Annotated in this window: 16 protein-coding genes and 1 pseudogene; 6 read left to right on the top strand and 11 right to left on the bottom strand. The window is 48.2% G+C overall.

The window, feature by feature from the left end:
- Nucleotides 1-21 precede the first annotated feature (21 nt).
- Both ACTQ3V_RS12120 and ACTQ3V_RS12115 read right to left on the bottom strand, forming a co-directional pair.
- The gene (locus ACTQ3V_RS12120) at nt 22-2127 is read right to left on the bottom strand and encodes a coiled-coil domain-containing protein (RefSeq protein WP_441467735.1); all 2106 of its coding nucleotides are present in this window, start codon (nt 2125-2127) and stop codon (nt 22-24) included.
- The gene (locus ACTQ3V_RS12115) at nt 2114-4345 is read right to left on the bottom strand and encodes an efflux RND transporter permease subunit (RefSeq protein ID WP_441467748.1); all 2232 of its coding nucleotides are present in this window, start codon (nt 4343-4345) and stop codon (nt 2114-2116) included. Before ACTQ3V_RS12115 ends, ACTQ3V_RS12120 begins: the two co-directional genes overlap by 14 nt.
- Nucleotides 4346-4596: 251 nt before the next feature.
- Here ACTQ3V_RS12115 and ACTQ3V_RS12110 point away from each other — a divergent pair, with 251 nt between their 5' ends.
- Nucleotides 4597-5142 carry a TetR/AcrR family transcriptional regulator gene (locus ACTQ3V_RS12110; protein ID WP_441467734.1) on the top strand — a complete coding sequence of 182 codons (546 nt, stop codon included), beginning with the start codon at nt 4597-4599 and terminating at the stop codon, nt 5140-5142.
- A 69-nt stretch (nt 5143-5211) separates the two neighbouring features.
- On the opposite strand, the gene ACTQ3V_RS12105 is transcribed toward ACTQ3V_RS12110, so the two are convergent.
- Both ACTQ3V_RS12105 and ACTQ3V_RS12100 read right to left on the bottom strand, forming a co-directional pair.
- Nucleotides 5212-6342, bottom strand: coding sequence for an MGDG synthase family glycosyltransferase (locus ACTQ3V_RS12105; RefSeq protein WP_441467733.1), 1131 nt, complete (start codon nt 6340-6342; stop codon nt 5212-5214).
- 66 nt (nt 6343-6408) lie between these two features.
- Complete coding sequence (locus ACTQ3V_RS12100) at nt 6409-6684, bottom strand: SpoVG family protein (RefSeq protein WP_441467732.1); 276 nt, start codon at nt 6682-6684, stop codon at nt 6409-6411.
- 167 nt (nt 6685-6851) lie between these two features.
- Here ACTQ3V_RS12100 and murC point away from each other — a divergent pair, with 167 nt between their 5' ends.
- Nucleotides 6852-8222 carry a UDP-N-acetylmuramate--L-alanine ligase gene (gene murC, locus ACTQ3V_RS12095; protein ID WP_441467731.1) on the top strand — a complete coding sequence of 457 codons (1371 nt, stop codon included), beginning with the start codon at nt 6852-6854 and terminating at the stop codon, nt 8220-8222.
- 221 nt (nt 8223-8443) lie between these two features.
- Here the strand turns inward: murC and ACTQ3V_RS12090 are convergent.
- The 7 genes and pseudogenes from ACTQ3V_RS12090 to ACTQ3V_RS12060 form a co-directional block, all read right to left on the bottom strand.
- A pseudogene (locus ACTQ3V_RS12090) lies at nt 8444-9296 on the bottom strand (IS3 family transposase).
- A gap of 26 nt (nt 9297-9322) precedes the next feature.
- Nucleotides 9323-9706 carry a transposase gene (locus ACTQ3V_RS12085; protein WP_441467730.1) on the bottom strand — a complete coding sequence of 128 codons (384 nt, stop codon included), beginning with the start codon at nt 9704-9706 and terminating at the stop codon, nt 9323-9325.
- Between the two features lie 348 nt (nt 9707-10054).
- A complete protein-coding gene (locus ACTQ3V_RS12080) occupies nt 10055-11131 on the bottom strand; it encodes an ABC transporter permease (protein ID WP_441467729.1) in 1077 nt (358 codons plus the stop codon).
- On the bottom strand, nt 11128-12003 hold the full coding sequence (locus tag ACTQ3V_RS12075) for an ABC transporter ATP-binding protein (protein WP_441467728.1): 876 nt from the start codon (nt 12001-12003) through the stop codon (nt 11128-11130). The genes ACTQ3V_RS12080 and ACTQ3V_RS12075 overlap by 4 nt, the downstream gene beginning before the upstream one ends.
- A gap of 76 nt (nt 12004-12079) precedes the next feature.
- Nucleotides 12080-13270, bottom strand: a complete 1191-nt coding sequence (locus ACTQ3V_RS12070) for a HAMP domain-containing sensor histidine kinase (protein ID WP_441467727.1) — start codon at nt 13268-13270, stop codon at nt 12080-12082.
- A complete protein-coding gene (locus ACTQ3V_RS12065; RefSeq protein WP_441467726.1) occupies nt 13258-13932 on the bottom strand; it encodes a response regulator transcription factor in 675 nt (224 codons plus the stop codon). Before ACTQ3V_RS12065 ends, ACTQ3V_RS12070 begins: the two co-directional genes overlap by 13 nt.
- A 50-nt stretch (nt 13933-13982) precedes the next feature.
- Nucleotides 13983-14141 carry a helix-turn-helix domain-containing protein gene (locus ACTQ3V_RS12060; RefSeq protein WP_441467725.1) on the bottom strand — a complete coding sequence of 53 codons (159 nt, stop codon included), beginning with the start codon at nt 14139-14141 and terminating at the stop codon, nt 13983-13985.
- 263 nt (nt 14142-14404) lie between these two features.
- On the opposite strand from ACTQ3V_RS12060, the gene ACTQ3V_RS12055 reads away from it, so the two are divergent.
- The 4 genes from ACTQ3V_RS12055 to ACTQ3V_RS12040 form a co-directional block, all read left to right on the top strand.
- Nucleotides 14405-14617, top strand: a complete 213-nt coding sequence (locus tag ACTQ3V_RS12055) for a hypothetical protein (protein ID WP_441467724.1) — start codon at nt 14405-14407, stop codon at nt 14615-14617.
- Nucleotides 14618-14666: 49 nt separating this feature from the next.
- On the top strand, nt 14667-15350 hold the full coding sequence (locus ACTQ3V_RS12050) for a recombinase family protein (RefSeq protein ID WP_441467723.1): 684 nt from the start codon (nt 14667-14669) through the stop codon (nt 15348-15350).
- Entirely contained in the window at nt 15310-16377 is a 1068-nt protein-coding gene (locus ACTQ3V_RS12045) for a DUF4368 domain-containing protein (RefSeq protein WP_441467747.1), read from the top strand. The genes ACTQ3V_RS12050 and ACTQ3V_RS12045 overlap by 41 nt, the downstream gene beginning before the upstream one ends.
- A 41-nt stretch (nt 16378-16418) precedes the next feature.
- Nucleotides 16419-16751 (top strand): transposase (locus tag ACTQ3V_RS12040; protein WP_441467722.1); only part of this gene is annotated, 333 nt, incomplete at its 3' end.

Below are 16751 nucleotides of genomic sequence, written 5' to 3'. Positions count from 1 at the left end.
CCATGGAACGCGGCGCTTTTGCTATGTATTTTCCGAAGCGAATACGCCATAGACGGCGTAAAAGAGTTTTTTGAAGATATTTGCGATGCGGGAAAGAACACCTTGGCTGTCATCAGAGGCATCTGCCATCGCGGCCGCTGGAGCGGAAGGGGCGGATATTTCCTGCGTGCGTAGGATAAATTGCAGGCTGGATGGGGTTGGGTTTTGGGATGAGGTGACGGATTGTAATTCCGCTTTGGCATCGATGTTCAGTATGTTGGTGTCCTCTTCCAAATCTTTTTCTGCATCGTTAATTGCACTGTGAATAGAATTATTGGCATTTTGCAGATTGGATGAACTGCTGGATGAGGATGCTCGATTGAGTATGTCGATGAGACTATCCAAGGATGTTTGCAGGCTGGCATCTGACTTGTCACGCATCGTGCGCAGATTGTCTGTTGCCGATTGCAGCAAATCGTTGGCGGATGTGAGAGTCTTCGTCAGAGCGACCATCAAATCGGAGCATTTTTCGGCAGCGACATTTGTGGTTTCGGTTATCTGGTCCAGAGCAGAGGAAAGCGCGGGAATATCCGCGATCAGCTGATGCACTCGCTCGAGTGTTTGGTCTGCCAAAACAGTGAGTTCCTCGCCTTCTCCAATCAGATCCTGCGGCAGACCATCATAGTTATCCAGCAGATCGCTGATTTGCTCCAGACCATTGAGTGCGGAATCTGATGTTTCGAGAAGTCTGTTGGTATCGGAGAGTATGTTTTCCAGTGCCTTGATGCTTTGTTTAATAGCGGAAAGAGAGGCAGAGGCACTGTTTAGGAGAGAGGAAAGTAGGGAAGATAGCGGTTCACTCAGACCGCTGCCATCCAAAATGGCTTGCAACGCAGAAATTTGATTACTAAGTGCATCTGCTTTCTCACGAAGTGAACTGAAATGAGTTTGCAGGGTCTTGATGTCCTGCTTGATGTTTTCCAAGGCGGTTTGCAGCCGACGGATATGAAGTAGGTCATCACTGGATGTGTTCTGCAGATCGCTGACAAGATCGTTAAGATTACCGAGCGTGATATCCAAATCTTTCAAAAGCTGTTGATAGGAATTGATATCTTCGTTGGTAGATTGCACGGTGCCCAGCATACTGTTGATGGTTGCACTGAGTGTGGTTAGCGTGGTTTTCATAGAATTGAGTTCGGGAATCAGCGAATCGGTTTGTCCGGCCAGTGTTTCCAGAGAGGATAATGCGGCATCGATCTGTGGATCGATGGTGCCGCGGTCATCCATTAACTGTTTGCGCACAGAATTGATACCGGAAATACCGCTTGAAAGTGCTCCCAGTCCGCTTTTCATGGACTGCATGGAATCAAGCATGCTGCTTAAGCCTTCGTACAGGCTATCTTCGGAGTTGCCCAGCCGATTCTTGATATCCCGCATATCGGACAGGATATCCAATGAAGACAGGGTAGCAGGTGCCATAAACAGGATAAGTCCCATGCTTTCAAAGGCTTCCGAGCCAATGCGTACAGTAAATGTGCTTTCCTCACCCGGAAGGCCCATAAACATTACAACTTTATAAGTACCTATTGACTGCACCTGCGCACCGGGGGCGTCAATGGAAAGCGCTTTGCTCATGTCAATGCCGGTGGCGCAAACCAGCATCATGTTGTTTTTGTAGTATTCTCCGGCAGCATCGTTAGGCATTGCGTGGATGTTCATTTCAATCAAACCGTTTGCACCGGCACATTTCCCTGCTTCTACCGGCACCCCGTTGAGCTTGTAAGACACATCAAAATTCCAGGGCAGCTGGATGGTGGTGTTGGTGTCCGGAACACATTCGTAATAGAACCGCTGCAAACCGTCATCTGCAAGCGCCCAAGAAACCTCACCGTCGCTTAGCGTTGGTTCATCGAGCGTAGACATATTGTAGACATCGGAATAACTGCCGTAGTCGGTAAACTCGGTATGCCCGTTTAAACTGACTCCCTTCACGATACGGGTGTTTTCAGGCGTGCCATAATAATCGAGATTGATATAGACCGCTTCGTCCGTTTGGATGGTGGGTGCGGCGGCTTGGGCCGCTTGCGGCAGCACGCACAGAAGCGCCAGTGCGGCTGACGTCAGGCGACGGAATTTATGGTTCATCATCGTGAGTATCCTCCTCGTTGTTCGGCTGTGATAAATGGCTATCCGGATGCTGCGGCTTGTGGCGAAGCGAAGAAAGCAGATGTGCCAATTTCTTTCGCATCTCCCGACGCCGTGCTCGACGATTTTCTCGAATCTGTGTAATCAGCCGCAGGCGCTGTTGATGCAGCTCACTCAGTACAGGCAGAAGCAGCTTGGTACTGCGAATACGGTTCATCTTTGCGTGCTTCTTTTGCGCGTAGTCTGGCTTTACGATCCAGCGGTCAAACAGCATTAGGCAGCCGGGAAGTAAAAACAGCACAAGAATCATAGAGATGAGTGCGCCGCGCCCGATCAGTTGACCTAAACCGGAAACCGCCTCTACTGAGGTCATGAAATACAGTCCGTAGGCCACGGTCATCAATATCATGCCGGAAGTCAGGATGGATTCTGCGCTGACGGTGACGGCACGAATAGCGGCTTCTTTTTTGTCGCCCTGCGCGCGGGCATCCAGATAATTGCCGGTCAGCAGAATGGAATAGTCGATTGTTGCGCCCAGTTGTATGCAGCTGACAATAATAAATCCAAGGAACATCGTGCGCTGTCCGTAAATATAAGGCATGGCAGTGTTGATGAATACTGCACATTCAATGGGAATCAGTACGACAATTGGCAGCAGCAGCGATTTATAGGTAATCGCAACGACAAGCGCAACGCCGAGTAGGGAAACCAGATTGACCAGTTGGTTATCCGGCACAATGATATCCTTGATATCCTGCGTGGACGGCGTGACACCAACCAGATAGGTCTGTGCGTCCGGATAATAGCGATTGATGATGGTGCGTATCTCATCTGCATACGAAAACGCAGCATCACTTTCGCCGGCAGATCGGACATTGATGATGACGCGCGCCCAGTTTTCACCGTGCATCATTCCGGTGACGCTTTCCGGCAGGAATCCCTCCGGTATGCCATCCGGCAGGACAGAGGCAAGGCCAAGCGCATACTTTACATAGGGAAGGTTGTTTATCTCTTCGCACATAGCCTTTTCCGTGACATTGCCGTCCAATGGAATGAGCGCAAGCATCATGTTGCTTTGCCCGAATTTTTCATTCATCTGCTGTTCAGCTTCATACACCGGTGTGCCGGGGGAGTTGGCAACCGCTTCATTGCCGTAAGTAAAGTCGGCCATGCCCTGCGCAACATAGCAGGGGATGATAAGAATAGCGATCACTGCGAGCACGGGCTTGCGCAGTTTATAGGAGAATTCACCAAATCCGCGCCACTGACGAGGGATGAAGGAGCGATGTTGTGTTTTGGCGATGACGTTTTGAAAGCGTAAAATCAGCGCAGGCATGAGCAGCAGCACAGTTAGCAAGCTCAGTGCGATGCCCTTTGCCAGCACAAAGCCCATATCCGGACCGATACCGAATCGCATGAGTGCAAGCGCAAGAAAGCCGACGATTGTGGTCGCGCCGGATGCACCAATGGAAGAAAAGGCGGTGCGCAACGCATTGGCCATGGCTTGTTCAGGCTCCACGCCGTTGGCTTTTTCCTCTGTAAAGGCATGCAGCAGAAAAATGGAGTAGTCCATCGAACAGGCAAGCTGCAAAACCGCGCCGACAGCATTGGAAAGGAAGGAAATCTCACCGAAAATGATGTTGGAGCCCATGTTGATGACAATGGCAATACCCAGCACGGACAGAAATAGGACCGGTTCAAACCACGAGGTTGTTGTGAGCGTCAAAATCAAAAAGATGATGACAACAGCTAACATCATCACGCGCGCAACCTCTGCGTTGATTGTGGGGCCGAGGTTGGTATCCGAGACAGCAGAGCCAGCTACCAGTCCGCGGTCTCCAACAATCTGCTCAATGTCCGCTACCGCTTTGTGGGTACGCGAGGAAGAGTCTTTTTCCAGAAAGATGACATCCATATAAGCAGTGCCGTCTTTGTAATAGTCTTCAATGGTGGAATAATCGATAAACAAGTCTGAGCCATAGATGTTGGTTGTGGTATCACACCACATGACCATATCCACGCCATCAACTTCGGCGATGCGGTCTTTGATATTTTTAGCCTCATATAGTGAGACATCTTGCAACATCACCCGTCCCATACCGGGATAGGTAAATTCTTTTTGCATGATATCCAGTGCCTGTGCAGAAGGTGAGGAATCCGGCAGGTATTTGGTTAAATCGTAGTTGACACCAACCATAGGGATACAGATCAAGCTGAGCACAACCAACACAGTGAAAATTTTTTCGATCTGTTTACGTTTATGTATGATTAGGTCAACCGGACGATGGCCTTCTTTTTTCAAATAAACACCAACTTTCCTGATAATAGATATTGTGTATAATTTTATTTCGTGATATAGTATAGAACATAAGGATAACATACACAAGAATCAAATACGGTTATTATGAATGTTAATATACGTTATTATGTAAAAATGTTCATTTATGTGCAAAAAGAGCGGAGGGATGGATCATGCAGCAACAGGAGGATAAGCGTATCCGTCGGACAAAAAAACTGCTGCGACAGGCGCTGACGCGGCTGATGCAGCAAAAGGATTTTCAGAGCATTACCGTAACCGATGTTGTGCGAGAGGCAGATATTAACCGTGGAACATTTTATGCGCATTATCGAGATGTATATGATTTGCGTGAGCGGATAGAGGCGGAGATGATTGCGGACTTTCGTGGCATGATTGCGGGTCTTCGGCCTAGTGAGGTTGCCACACTGCAGCCTGTTCTCAGCCGCGCGGTGGATTATCTTGAGGAAAACCGAGAAATTGTCACGGCACTGATTAAAGTCAGCGGCATAGAAGGGTTTGGGAAAAACCTGATCGGTGTATTAGAAGAATGTCGGCTGGAAGGCATACCATACCGCAGTGTGGAGGATGTATATATCGCGCGGTTTGTTGCAATGGGGGTTGTAGGAATGTTAGAAAAATGGATTACCGGGTCGCAGCCGATACCCAAACATGAAATGATTGCATTGATGGCCAAAGTTTTGGCGCCTTTGATGCAATGATTTGGCGGACACAATGGAAAAACGGCGAAGGATAGGGAAATGTCCTTCGCCGTTTTGTCTATTAAAGATTTATTCGTTGTGCAGAACAAACTCTGCCAGCCGCTCAGTTGCGTCAGGGTGTGCAATAGCCTGCATGGTTTGACGCACGGTTTGCAGACGAACCGGATTGCGAAACAACTCATACACAGCTTCATCGATAGGGAAGTGCTTGGTAATCAGTGCTGCCATGCCATTGTTCACAAGGAACTCTACATTGCGCTCCTCATGTCCGGGGATGGGGTCGACCAGCAACATGGGTAGATTCTTGGCGAGCGCCTCGGAAACGGTCAATCCGCCCGGCTTGGACACGATGCAGTCGGATGCGCTCATCATCACCTCGACGTTATGCACAAAGCCATACGGTTTGACCACGCAGTCACCTTCATAACGGGAGGCGAATTGTTCTACGCGCAGCTGCATTTTTTTGTTGTTGCCGCAGACTACAAGCAGTTGGAGAGGAATACCGATGGAGGTCAGCTTTTCCAGAATTTTAACATGGTCGGCATAACCCATGCTGCCGCCCATGAGAAGCAGTGTACGCATATTGGGGTTGATGTCAAGCTGGGCTGCGGCATCCGTTCGTGATAAAGTTTGGTTAAATTTAGGATGCACGGGAATACCGAAGGGCAGAATACGGCGCTCTGGAATGCCGCGCTTAATGCAGCGAAAGGTGAGCAATTCGCTTGCTGTAACAATATACTGTACGCGCGGTACATCTTCCCAATAGGGATGCAGGGTGTAGTCCGTCACAATACCGATGGTAGTGATATCATCAAGCTTTTTGCGCTTTTTCAGCTCATCGACCATTTGCGCTGCGAAAATATGCGTACAAATAATGGTGTCGGGGGCATAGCCTGCAAGAACCTTTGCAAATTTGGAAGCTCCCAGCGCGTTGATGATATTGATGATGCTGGGAGCGGTTGAAAAATAGCTTGCTCCGTTGTTTTCAGCAAGCTGGTATACCAGACGGTACAATGTCTGCATGTGTTTGGACGAAAACAGATAGCCCTTATCAATGGTATTTTTAATCAGATTGCTGATATAGGCATAAACATCCAGTGTATGGACCTCTGCGCCTTTGCTGGTCAGCATATCGCCGATTGCTTTGGCGGTAGCATGGTGACCATACCCTGCGGTGACGGATAAAATCAAAACTCTCATAACCGGTCTCTCTCCTTGTTCAAGAGTTATTTTACCGCATCGGCGCGGAAAATGCAAACCAAACTGTCAGCAAGAGGAGGATTGTTCATAGGGGAGTGCAAGATAGGCGTTGAGCACCTGCTGCTCCAGTGCCTTACGCAATGCGCCGCCAACCGGATGCGCAATATCACGGAAACGTCCGTCCGGCATGCGGCGGGATGGCATGGCGAGGAATAGTCGGTCGTGCCCGGCAATAATTTTGATGTCATGCACCGCCAATACGCCGTCAAAGGTGACGGAAACCAGAGCTTTTAGCTTTCCGGATGGTTGGATATGACGGAATTTAATGTCGGTGATTTCCATGAAATACTCCTTTTCAGCCAGAACAGGGATTTTAGTTTGTTTGGCTCTTTTCATTTTAACAAAACTATACTATAATATACCTTGTCTGGTAAGAATAAATACAAAGCTGCGGAACGGTGAAATATCCTGCTGTCAGCAAAAAGTACAAAACGGGAGGCTTTGGGGAAATGGCCCTGTCTATCAAGCCCTATATTGAGAATAAGGAAAGAATACACCTGATTGGTATTGGCGGTGTGTCGATGAGCTCGTTGGCGGAGCTTCTGCTCAGCTGGGGAGTGCCGGTAAGTGGTTCGGACCGATTGAAAACCGATGTGACTGCTCGGCTGGAAGCTCTGGGCGCGAAAATCATTTATGAGCACAGGGCGGAGAATGTGGAGGGTGTGTCACTTATTGTGCGAACGGCCGCTGTGCATGACGACAATCCGGAAATCGCTCGCGCACATGTGCTTGGTGTTCCGGTAATGGAGCGTGCGGAAGCGTGGGGCCACCTGATGCGTGACTATGAAAATGTGGTATGTCTGGCAGGTACGCACGGCAAGACTACGTCCACTTCCATGATGGCGCTGATGACGATGGAAGCGCAGATGGACCCAACCGTCATGGTTGGCAGCAATCTGCCTGCAATCGGCGGTACGCTACGCATTGGCGGCAAGGGCTGTTTTGTAGCGGAAAGCTGTGAATACTGTAATTCATTCCTTTCATTTGCGCCAACGATCGCCGTTGTGCTCAATGTAGAAGAGGACCATTTGGACTTTTTCAAGGATATCAATGATATCATCCATTCGTTCCGCGCGTTTGTCGAATTGACACCAATGAATGGCCTTGTGGTTGTCAATGGAGATGATCCGAATGCGATGCGCTGTGTGAATGGTCTGGAACGCAGTGTTCGTACGTTTGGCCTCAATGATGGTGCAAATGTACGGGCGGTGGATATCAGCGATGTTAACGGTTATTATCGTTTTACTGTGCTGGTGGATGGCGCGCCTTATGCCAAGGTAGAACTCTCTGTGCCCGGGCGGCATAATATGCTCAATGCGCTGGCGTGTTGTGCAGCGGCAGAATTTCTGGGCGTGTCAGGTGTCGCAGCCGAGCGTGGATTAAATCGTTTTACTGGTTCTTCGCGTCGGTTTCAATTGGTCGGCAAAATGCCGAACGGTGCAACCGTGGTGGACGATTATGCCCATCACCCGAGTGAGATGAAAGCAACTTTATCTACAGCCAAAGAAATGAATTTCGATCGAATCTTGTGTGCTTTCCAGCCCCACACTTACACACGTACAAAGGCGTTGTTCTCCGAATTTGTCGAAGCGCTTCGTATGTGCGATCAGGCGGTGTTGGCGCCGATTTATGCGGCTCGTGAGCAGAATACGATTGGAATTTATTCTTCCGATTTAGCAAAGGAAGTGCCGGGTGCAATTGCGCTGGATAGTTTTGAGGAGATTGCGGATTATTTGCGTCGGGAAGCAGAACCGAACGATCTTGTGTTGACAATGGGTGCAGGTAATATCAATGCAGTTGGACCGATGCTTGTTAAATAAGATGAAAAAGCACTGCGAAGTTCACTTCGCAGTGCTTTTGGATTAGATCACAAAATTGCCGGTTGCAAAAAATTCTCAAATTATAGGGTTGTCAAACATATTGAACAGAGAAATCTAAAGTAGAAAGCCAACCCAGAGGCCTCATGGGAAAGTTGTTGGAGCGGTGGTTATGGGCAGCAAGCTGTTTTGTGAGACGGGGGTACGGACAAAAGTTGGACAAGTTATGCCGCGCATCCAAGATGCTGTCTATATTCCATAGGGCTGAGTCCATCAAGGACAGCTTGATACGTTTGCGGTTATACCAATGGATATAGTCATCAAGTTCTTGGGCAAAATCGTCAAGAGATCTTCCTATCCACGAGTGTCCATAAAACATTTCGTTTTTCAGTCTTCCAAAGAAGCCTTCACAGGCTGCATTATCAGGAGAACACCCTTTTTGGACATGGATCGGGTAAGTCCAGCTTCCTTCATCCGTTCAATCCATCCGGGCCATCGGTAATGGCATCCTCTGTCTGAATGTACCGTCGGATGACAGCCATCTGGCAGATTGGCAATCACCCCATCTAGCATGGTGTTAACCAGATCAGCGTTGGGACGGGAGCCAATCTTCCAGCCTATAACCATTCCATCAAAGCAATCCACCATTGCCGAGAGATATAATTTTCCACCCGGAAGCGCAAACTCCGTAATATCGGTCAGTAACTTTTCATATGGCTGTTTTGCATGAAAATCGCGTGAAATAATGTTATCCACTTCCGGGGTAATTTCTCCTAAGTATGAACTGTATTTTGCCTGCTTGGGTACAAAAACAGCCAATCCCTCTTCCTTCATAATGTAACGGATTACTTTTTCAGAGAGTGTTATACCTTCCTTCTTTAGTGCCAGATGAATACGGCGATAACCATATACCCCTCTGTTTTCGCGAAAAACTGATGTGATCTGCGCACGAAAGGGAAGGTATTTGTCCAGCTTATTCATAACAGTTTGCTGGTAATAGTAGCTGCTTCTGGCCATATGAAAGTAGGTCAGAAGCATCGGCAGTGCATATTTCTCCCTCAAGGCGCCGATGATCACTGCCTTTTCACGGTTTCTGAGTGCCGTCAGATCGATGCCTGGGTCTTTTTTAATACTGTGAGGGTCTCCTTCAATACATCCACTTCAAACTGTAAGTGCCAGACCTGTTCTCGAAGTGCCTGCATCTCCTCAGATTGCGGCCTTGTATCATCCTGAGGCAACGGTTTTCTTGGAATACTTTTTCTCTTTGCCATAAGGCCAATCATCCCGTATTTCAAATATTTTCTTCGCCATGTATATATGTTCATACGGCTATATCCGATTTCTCTTGATACATATTCTACATCCTCACCGAGCTCAAAGCAACGGTGTAACACCTCATATTTCAATTCGGCTGATGGATGCCTTGGATGATCCGGCGTGTTGCATTTATGATCGTTTTTTTTCGCGAGCCTCTGCTGTATGACCATGCCAATTCTCCAGTCCGACGTTGCTGCGTTCATACCATCGGTAAAGGGTGGACTTGCTTGGATATCCCAACCGTCGGATTACCGCACATACAGATCCCAACCGCTCATACTCTTTCAGCGCAATTTCTTCCTGTTCTTTCGTATACGTTTTGTCGGCTGCTTTTTGTCGAGTCCAACTTTTTGTCCGCGCCCCCATACCAATAAGGAAGTATCAGAGACACACTAACTTAACGGCTGAAAAACAGGTGCAAAAAAGGTGTAAGCTTAAAGCTTCTATCCTTTTTTCAAATACCCGTTTTATCAAACCGAATTTTATTGCGCTTTTGCGCATCGTTGATGATTTTATTATTATGAAACTTGGTGCTTTGCAAACATACGGTGAGAGATAACTGCGCCAATTCCCAAAAAGAGCAGTGCTGTCGGGACTGCCCATATCGCATACAGCATACCGTTGCTCATTTGTTCCACCGACAGAAGCGAAATGGCCAGAACATGATAGATGGGAAGAAGCCCGACCAATCGAAACAATGGATTTACTTCCGTGATCGGCAGCAAGACGGGAAAAAGAAAAATTGCCATCGCCGCAACCAAAGCTACAATCTGATTTTTACTGATTGCAGACATCAACAGTGTAATCCCAGTAATGCTAAGGGTACAGGTAAACGCCAACAGGATTTGATATTTGAGCAGCGTACCGCAGGTGATATTAAAAGGGATAAACGCTTCCACATAATCGCTGGGGGCAAATAGAATACTGCAATCCAGTCCTTCCGCTCCGTAAAAGGCAAGAGCAAGAAGAAGGTGAAAAGCTGCTATCAGCGTGGTAGTGAGAATGGCGGTGAGAATGCCTGCAATAACCTTTGCAGTAGCGCATTTGGTTTTGCCGTATTTGCTCGTCAATATGATGTTGTCAACACCTTCATACTCGCCGGAGAAAATCGGAGCAAGCATGATGATAACTGCAAGAGCAAGTGCAACAAAAGTTCTCACTATGTTTCGGCTGGTGGAAAGCCAACCGTCCACATAGCCAATTTTGATTTCTTTATTGCCAAACACATCAGAAACACTTAATCCGTTCCAATTTCCGTCTTTATCAGAAAACCGTGAAAAGGCTGCCGATTGCATGACGTTTTGATAAACATAGATTGCATTCAGTCCATGTAAATCTGATGTCGGTGCAAAATCAGACATCATTTGCTGCACTTTTTCATCTGTCAGGATTCCTTCATACTTTGCTGCAATTTCCTTGTCAATTTCTACCGCTGTTTTGCCAGAACCTTCGCCGATATTTTGGTCAAAAGCATATTTGTTTTGATAGGTGAAAAAGGAAAGCAAGGTAGAGAACAGAAGGATTCCGATCAAAGCAATCAGCGCCAAACGCTTTGAAACGATTTTTTGCAGTTCAAAAAGAATAAGTTTTTTCATTTTTCACAGCCCCCTTTGAAATAGTACAGGTACAAATTTTCCAACGTGGGCTGCACCCTTACCGCATTTTCCAGCGGCGGACGATCTCCAATGATCCGCAAAATTGTCTGGTTTTCACCGGTATTCCGCAGATTGCTCGTATTGTAGGCGGCCGCATATTTTTCTGCATAGGCAGTCGGAACCGTGCATTCCCACACTTGCCCGTCAATTTCAGAAGTGATCTCCTGCGGATTCCCAAAGTGAATGATTTGCCCGGATTTCATCATAATGATTTCCTCTGCGATAAACTCCACATCGGAAACAATATGCGTAGACAGGATCACGATGCGGTCTTTGGAAAAGGCGCTGATCAAATTGCGGAAACGGACACGCTCTTTCGGGTCAAGGCCCGCTGTCGGCTCGTCCAAAATCAAAATATGTGGGTCATTGAGCATAGCCTGTGCAATCCCCAAACGCTGCTTCATTCCCCCGGAAAAGGTTTTGATTTTGTGCTTACTTTCCTTCGATAAGTCTACTGCTTCCAGCAGTTCTTTTGACTTCTTCCGTGCTATCTTCTCGTCCAACCCTTTTAGAGCCGAAACATAAAGCAGGAAGTCAAATGCTGAAAAGTCCGGATAATATCCGAAGTGCTGGGGCAAGTAGCCCAAGAGCGTTCGATATTTCTCACCCAGCCCCACAATGTTTTTGCCATTCAACAGGATTTTCCCAGAAGTGGGATTTTGGATATTACAGAGCAAACGCATAAGCGTTGTTTTCCCTGCGCCATTTGCGCCCAGCAAGCCGTAAACGCCATTTGTCAAGGTAATATTCAAGCCATCTACGGCAGTTTTGTAACCGAACTTTTTCGTCAGCCCGATTGTCTTTAGTTCCATAAAAAGCCCCTTTCTCCATAGGGAGCAATAAAAATACTCTCCATGTGTTTTTATGAAGAGTATAAAGGGGAAATATCTACTTTTTATCTACAAGGGCAGGAGATTGGAAGTAGGCGGATACCTTTGCCCCGGATGCAGTATTTTCGATCTTCAAATAGCCGTTGTGGTGTTCACAAAGCAGCTTGCAAATATACAGTCCAAGTCCAAAATGCTCGGAATGGTTGCTTTCCTCCGTGTAATAGGGGCTGGTGGCTTTTTGCAGGCTGCTTTTGTCAAAGCACTTCCCATCGTCCGATACGCAAAGCAGCAAATCGTTGTCACGCAAGGCGAAAGAGATTGTCACCGCAGTCCAAGCATACCGAACCGCGTTGGAGATCAGATTATTGCACACCTGTGAAACAAACGCGCTGTCAAGGGGTAACTGTGAATTGGGTATGTCATTTTGCAAAATCAATTCCTTCCCGTTTTTGGTGCATACGATCTTTGCGCTGTCATACAAAGAAGATACCAATGACTGCAAGTCAATCAACTGATACGTCGGCTGTGTATCCTCCATGCGTCTAAGATTGCTCATGCTGCTCACATAAGTTTCCATCCGGGCGATATGCTTTCCCATGGTATCTGCAATTTCTTGTGTTTGGGGATTTTCGCTGGTTTGCAGCATTTCATTATAGCCCTTTAGCACCGTCAGAGGGGTACGTAAATCGTGAGCAAAAGCGGCGTTGAGTGCTTTTCGTTCTTCAACTTGCCGCCACATTTTAGAGAAATTGTCCGCAAGGGTTGTCCGCATGATTTCAAAGGACGCACAAAGTTGCCCCAATTCATCTTTGCTGTCGTAGTCGATTGAAAAGTCCAAGTCATTGCTCGCTATTTTTTCAGAAGCCGTCCGCAGTTCAGAGAGAGGTTTTTTCAGCCTGTTTCTATAAAACAGCAGCGCAGCAGCGATAATACAGAACGCGGAGTAAATAGGTGCAGCAATTAAGGGAAGCATCTCCAGTATAGCAATTGTGCGCTCGTCCTGTTCGGACATTGGGGTGAGTTCAGTCCCGATGTAGGTGCCTTCACCCAACTGCTCTCCCCGCTCATTCGTCAAATAATATTTTTCGCCGGACGGAGGGTAAGATGCTCTAATGCCTTCGGCAGCGCTGCCGCAGATCGAAAAAGTCGCTGCAGAAAGAAAGACTGCGAGTACAACAAAAGCAATTACATAGAGAACAAGGCTTTTTCGGAGAGATAAATCATACCTATGGCAATTTATTTGACCCATTTGTACCCGCACCCCCAAACCGTTTCAATATATATGCGGTCGGTATATGCCGCGATTTTTGACCGTATTCTGCGGATATGCTCCGCCACAACGCTGCTATCACCTTCACTGTCATAGCCCCAAATGCGCTCATAAATCCGCTCTTTATCAAAGACCTGTCCCGGATTTTGAGAAAGCAGTTCCACAATATCAAATTCCTTTTTCGCAAGGCCAACACGCTTCTCGCCAAAGAACAAACAGCGTTCTGAGTAATCAATCGTCAAATCGCCAGCGAACTTGATCTGCGCTTCAAAGTTATGTCGCGCTTCCCGGCGCAGGTGTGCGCGCACCCGCGCTTCAAGCTCTACCAGAGAAAAGGGCTTCACAATGTAATCATCACCGCCAACGGCAAAGCCTTTTACCTTGTCTGCATCTTCAATTCGGGCAGTTAGAAAAAGGATCGGGCAGGCTATGTGATTCCGAATACGCTGACAGACCTCCAAACCATCTGTCCCGGGCATATTGATGTCAAGCAAAATAATATCCGGCTGCTTTTCTACTTGTTTTAGGGCGTCTGCGCCATTGGAAGCAGGCAGGACACGAAACCCCTTGCTCTCAAAAAAACTGCCAAGCATGGAAACAATATCGCTTTCATCGTCAGCAATCAGTATCTTTGCACTCATCACACTCATCTCCTGACAGCAAATATAGCAATCATTTTTCAATTATTTATCTATTTTCCGGAAGTCTTTGGTATGAACATCCATAGGCTTTTCTGCGTCTTGCGGGAGCAGACAGATTGTAGCCATCTGGGAATACGGCCACCGGCGCAATAATAGTTTACCCGTCGAGGGGTCACGCCCCATTTTTCGCTTGCCTCTTTGACCGTCATATAATCCATACCGATAGTGGTATTATAGTTCTTGCAAAAGAACGATACAAGAAACGGAATGAAAATTAAAAGTTTTCATTTTGCGGGCAGTTTCCGTCCTTTCAAGCGTAGTATTAGCGAAGCAAAAAACAAGGGTTTGGGAAACCGCCAACAAACAAAAATCTCCGCTCCGGCAGCAGGCCGGAAACGGAGATTTTGTGGAAGTGTAGCCACACTTCCTATGCTTGCTCTGTTGTGACTTCGCCGGAAAGGACAGGAATGGAATGGAAAAGAAACGAAGCCAGAAAGAGAGCGATTATTTACCAAAACGGGGAAATCCGCTGCAAGAAACCGTCTGGTATAAGATTGGCGGGACGGTCTATGAAGTACATACTTCCTGTGGTGGGACGGAACCGCTCTATGACAAAATGGTGCGGCTCATTGGCTCGGAAGCCATTGCCACATCTGCTGACAAAGAAGGACAAACCGCAGTATAATAAAGACAGCAACCTGTTTGTGGGGCGTTCATTACAGGAGGAATGAACCATGACAGCAAACACCACTTATCCCGACAACATTACCGCTTTATACGCCCGCCTGTCCCAAGAGGACGCGCTGGACGGTGAAAGTAACAGCATTGCCAATCAAAAGAAAATACTTCAAAAGGCCGCCAAGGACAAAGGTTATACAGACACTATCTTTTTTGTGGATGACGGCATCACCGGAACCACCATGAAGCGCCCCGGCTTTCAGAAAATGATCGCCGCAATCGAGGCCGGGTACATCTCGGCGGTGTTCGTGAAAGACCTCTCCCGGCTGGGCCGGAACTACATTGAGGTGGGCAAGCTCACCGAGGAATTTTTCCCGCTCCACGATGTGCGGTTGGTGGCTGTGTCCGATGGCGTGGACAGCGACGAGGGTGAGGATGATTTCACCCCGTTCAAGAACATTATGAATGAGTACTACGCCAAGGACATCTCCAAGAAGCGCCGGATTGTCAACAAGATGAAAGGCAACGCCGGGATTCCGCTTTCGCCGCCGCCCTATGGCTACATAAAGAACCTGGAAGATCCCCGGTTTTGGGTGATTGACCCGGAGGCTGCCGAGGTGGTGCGCTGCATCTACCGTCTGGCCTTGGAGGGCAACGGCCCCTTGCAGATCGCCACGGCGCTGGGGACGATGGGGGGCGCTGAACCCCTCGGCCTATCGAACCAGCAAGGGCGGCTCTAAAAGCACGCTGGGGCCTACCAAGTGGAACCACACCACCGTCAAGAAAATCCTCGCCTTACAGGAATACTTCGGCGATGTGATCAATTTCAAAACCTACTCCAAGTCCTACAAGATGAAGCACCGGATTGAAAACCCGGAGGAAAACCGGGCAATCTTCCTAAATGTCCATGAGCCAATCATTGACCGTGTGACTTTGGAAAAGGTACAAAGCCTTCAAACCACCCGGCGCAGGCGGCCTACCGTCACACAGGAGTCCAGCGCCTTTTGCGGCTATCTGAAATGCCCGGAGTGCGGCGGCAATTTGAACTTCCATTTTAACCAGGGCAACCACGACATCAAGTTTTTCAGTTGTCGCAACCACAATTCCGGGCTCCGCAAATGCTCGTCTACCCACTATATCCGGCTGGACTTCTTGGAGCAGGTAGTGCTTTATGAGGTGCACCGTCTGGCCTGTTTCGCCAATGAGTATGAAAACGACTTCATTAAGGCGATGGTAGGCCGCTCCGCCAAAGTAGCGGAAAATGACAGGGCACGCAAGAAGCGGGAGCTGGACGGGCTGCTGGCTCGGGACAAGGAGCTGGATATGCTCTTTGAACGGCTCTATGAGGACAATGTGTCCGGCAAGATCGACGATGCCCGGTTTGCCAAAATGTCCAAACGGTATGAGCAGGAACAGGGCGAAAACGCCAAGAAAATCAAGGCCCTGCGGCTGGAACTGAAAAAGCTGGAAGATAAGCGGATGGATGTGGACACCTTCTTGGAAACGGTACGCCGCTACACCGACGCCACCACCATCACCAAGCGCATGGTTGCCGAACTCATTCAGTACATCGAGGTCTATCCTGCGGTCAAGGAGGACGGTGTTACCAATCAGCGGGTGACGATCCACTACAACTGCATTGGAGCCTTTGAGGTGCCAGATCGCCGGAAGATTCCTGAGCAGGACATTCTTTTGGAAACGAGAAAAGGGTCAGGTAGAATAAGTTTCGCAAAAACAAAAAAGACATGGTTTGCAGATCTCTGGTAAAATGAAGTCGCGACACACCATTCGAAGGGAGAAAGCAAACCATGTCCGAGAAGATTGTACAGCTAAACGAGGAAGTTATCAAGGGGCAGCTCAAAGAACTGGTGCGTGGCAGCGTAGAGGAAACACTCAACGAGCTTCTGGAGGCCGAGGCGGAGAAGGTAACCCAGGCGGCCCGGTACGAGCGTAATGAGCAGCGCCAAGGATACCGTAGCGGCCACTACAACCGAAACCTCACCACCACTTCCGGGGATGTCACTCTCAAGGTACCTAAGCTCAAGGGAATCTCCTTTGAAACTGCCATCATTGAACGGTATCGCCGCCGGGAGAGCAGTGTGGAAGAGGCTCTTATTGAAATGTACCTGGCAGGTGTATCC

The organism is Candidatus Agathobaculum pullicola, from assembly GCF_052117205.1.
GTDB lineage: Bacteria > Bacillota > Clostridia > Oscillospirales > Butyricicoccaceae > Agathobaculum > Agathobaculum pullicola.
This window is presented reverse-complemented; position numbering and strand designations above follow the sequence as displayed.

Excerpts from the sequence above, each read along its gene's own strand:
- ACTQ3V_RS12075 (WP_441467728.1), bottom strand. The coding sequence starts at position 12,003 with ATGGAACTAAAGACAATCGGGCTGACGAAAAAGTTCGGTTACAAAACT.
- ACTQ3V_RS12100 (WP_441467732.1), bottom strand. The coding sequence starts at position 6,684 with ATGGAAATCACCGACATTAAATTCCGTCATATCCAACCATCCGGAAAG.
- ACTQ3V_RS12120 (WP_441467735.1), bottom strand. The coding sequence starts at position 2,127 with ATGATGAACCATAAATTCCGTCGCCTGACGTCAGCCGCACTGGCGCTT.
- ACTQ3V_RS12070 (WP_441467727.1), bottom strand. The coding sequence starts at position 13,270 with ATGGGTCAAATAAATTGCCATAGGTATGATTTATCTCTCCGAAAAAGC.
- ACTQ3V_RS12105 (WP_441467733.1), bottom strand. The coding sequence starts at position 6,342 with ATGAGAGTTTTGATTTTATCCGTCACCGCAGGGTATGGTCACCATGCT.
- ACTQ3V_RS12110 (WP_441467734.1), top strand. The coding sequence starts at position 4,597 with ATGCAGCAACAGGAGGATAAGCGTATCCGTCGGACAAAAAAACTGCTG.
- ACTQ3V_RS12055 (WP_441467724.1), top strand. The coding sequence starts at position 14,405 with ATGGAAAAGAAACGAAGCCAGAAAGAGAGCGATTATTTACCAAAACGG.
- ACTQ3V_RS12080 (WP_441467729.1), bottom strand. The coding sequence starts at position 11,131 with ATGAAAAAACTTATTCTTTTTGAACTGCAAAAAATCGTTTCAAAGCGT.
- ACTQ3V_RS12065 (WP_441467726.1), bottom strand. The coding sequence starts at position 13,932 with ATGAGTGCAAAGATACTGATTGCTGACGATGAAAGCGATATTGTTTCC.
- ACTQ3V_RS12050 (WP_441467723.1), top strand. The coding sequence starts at position 14,667 with ATGACAGCAAACACCACTTATCCCGACAACATTACCGCTTTATACGCC.
- murC (WP_441467731.1), top strand. The coding sequence starts at position 6,852 with ATGGCCCTGTCTATCAAGCCCTATATTGAGAATAAGGAAAGAATACAC.
- ACTQ3V_RS12085 (WP_441467730.1), bottom strand. The coding sequence starts at position 9,706 with ATGGTCATACAGCAGAGGCTCGCGAAAAAAAACGATCATAAATGCAAC.
- ACTQ3V_RS12060 (WP_441467725.1), bottom strand. The coding sequence starts at position 14,141 with ATGACGGTCAAAGAGGCAAGCGAAAAATGGGGCGTGACCCCTCGACGG.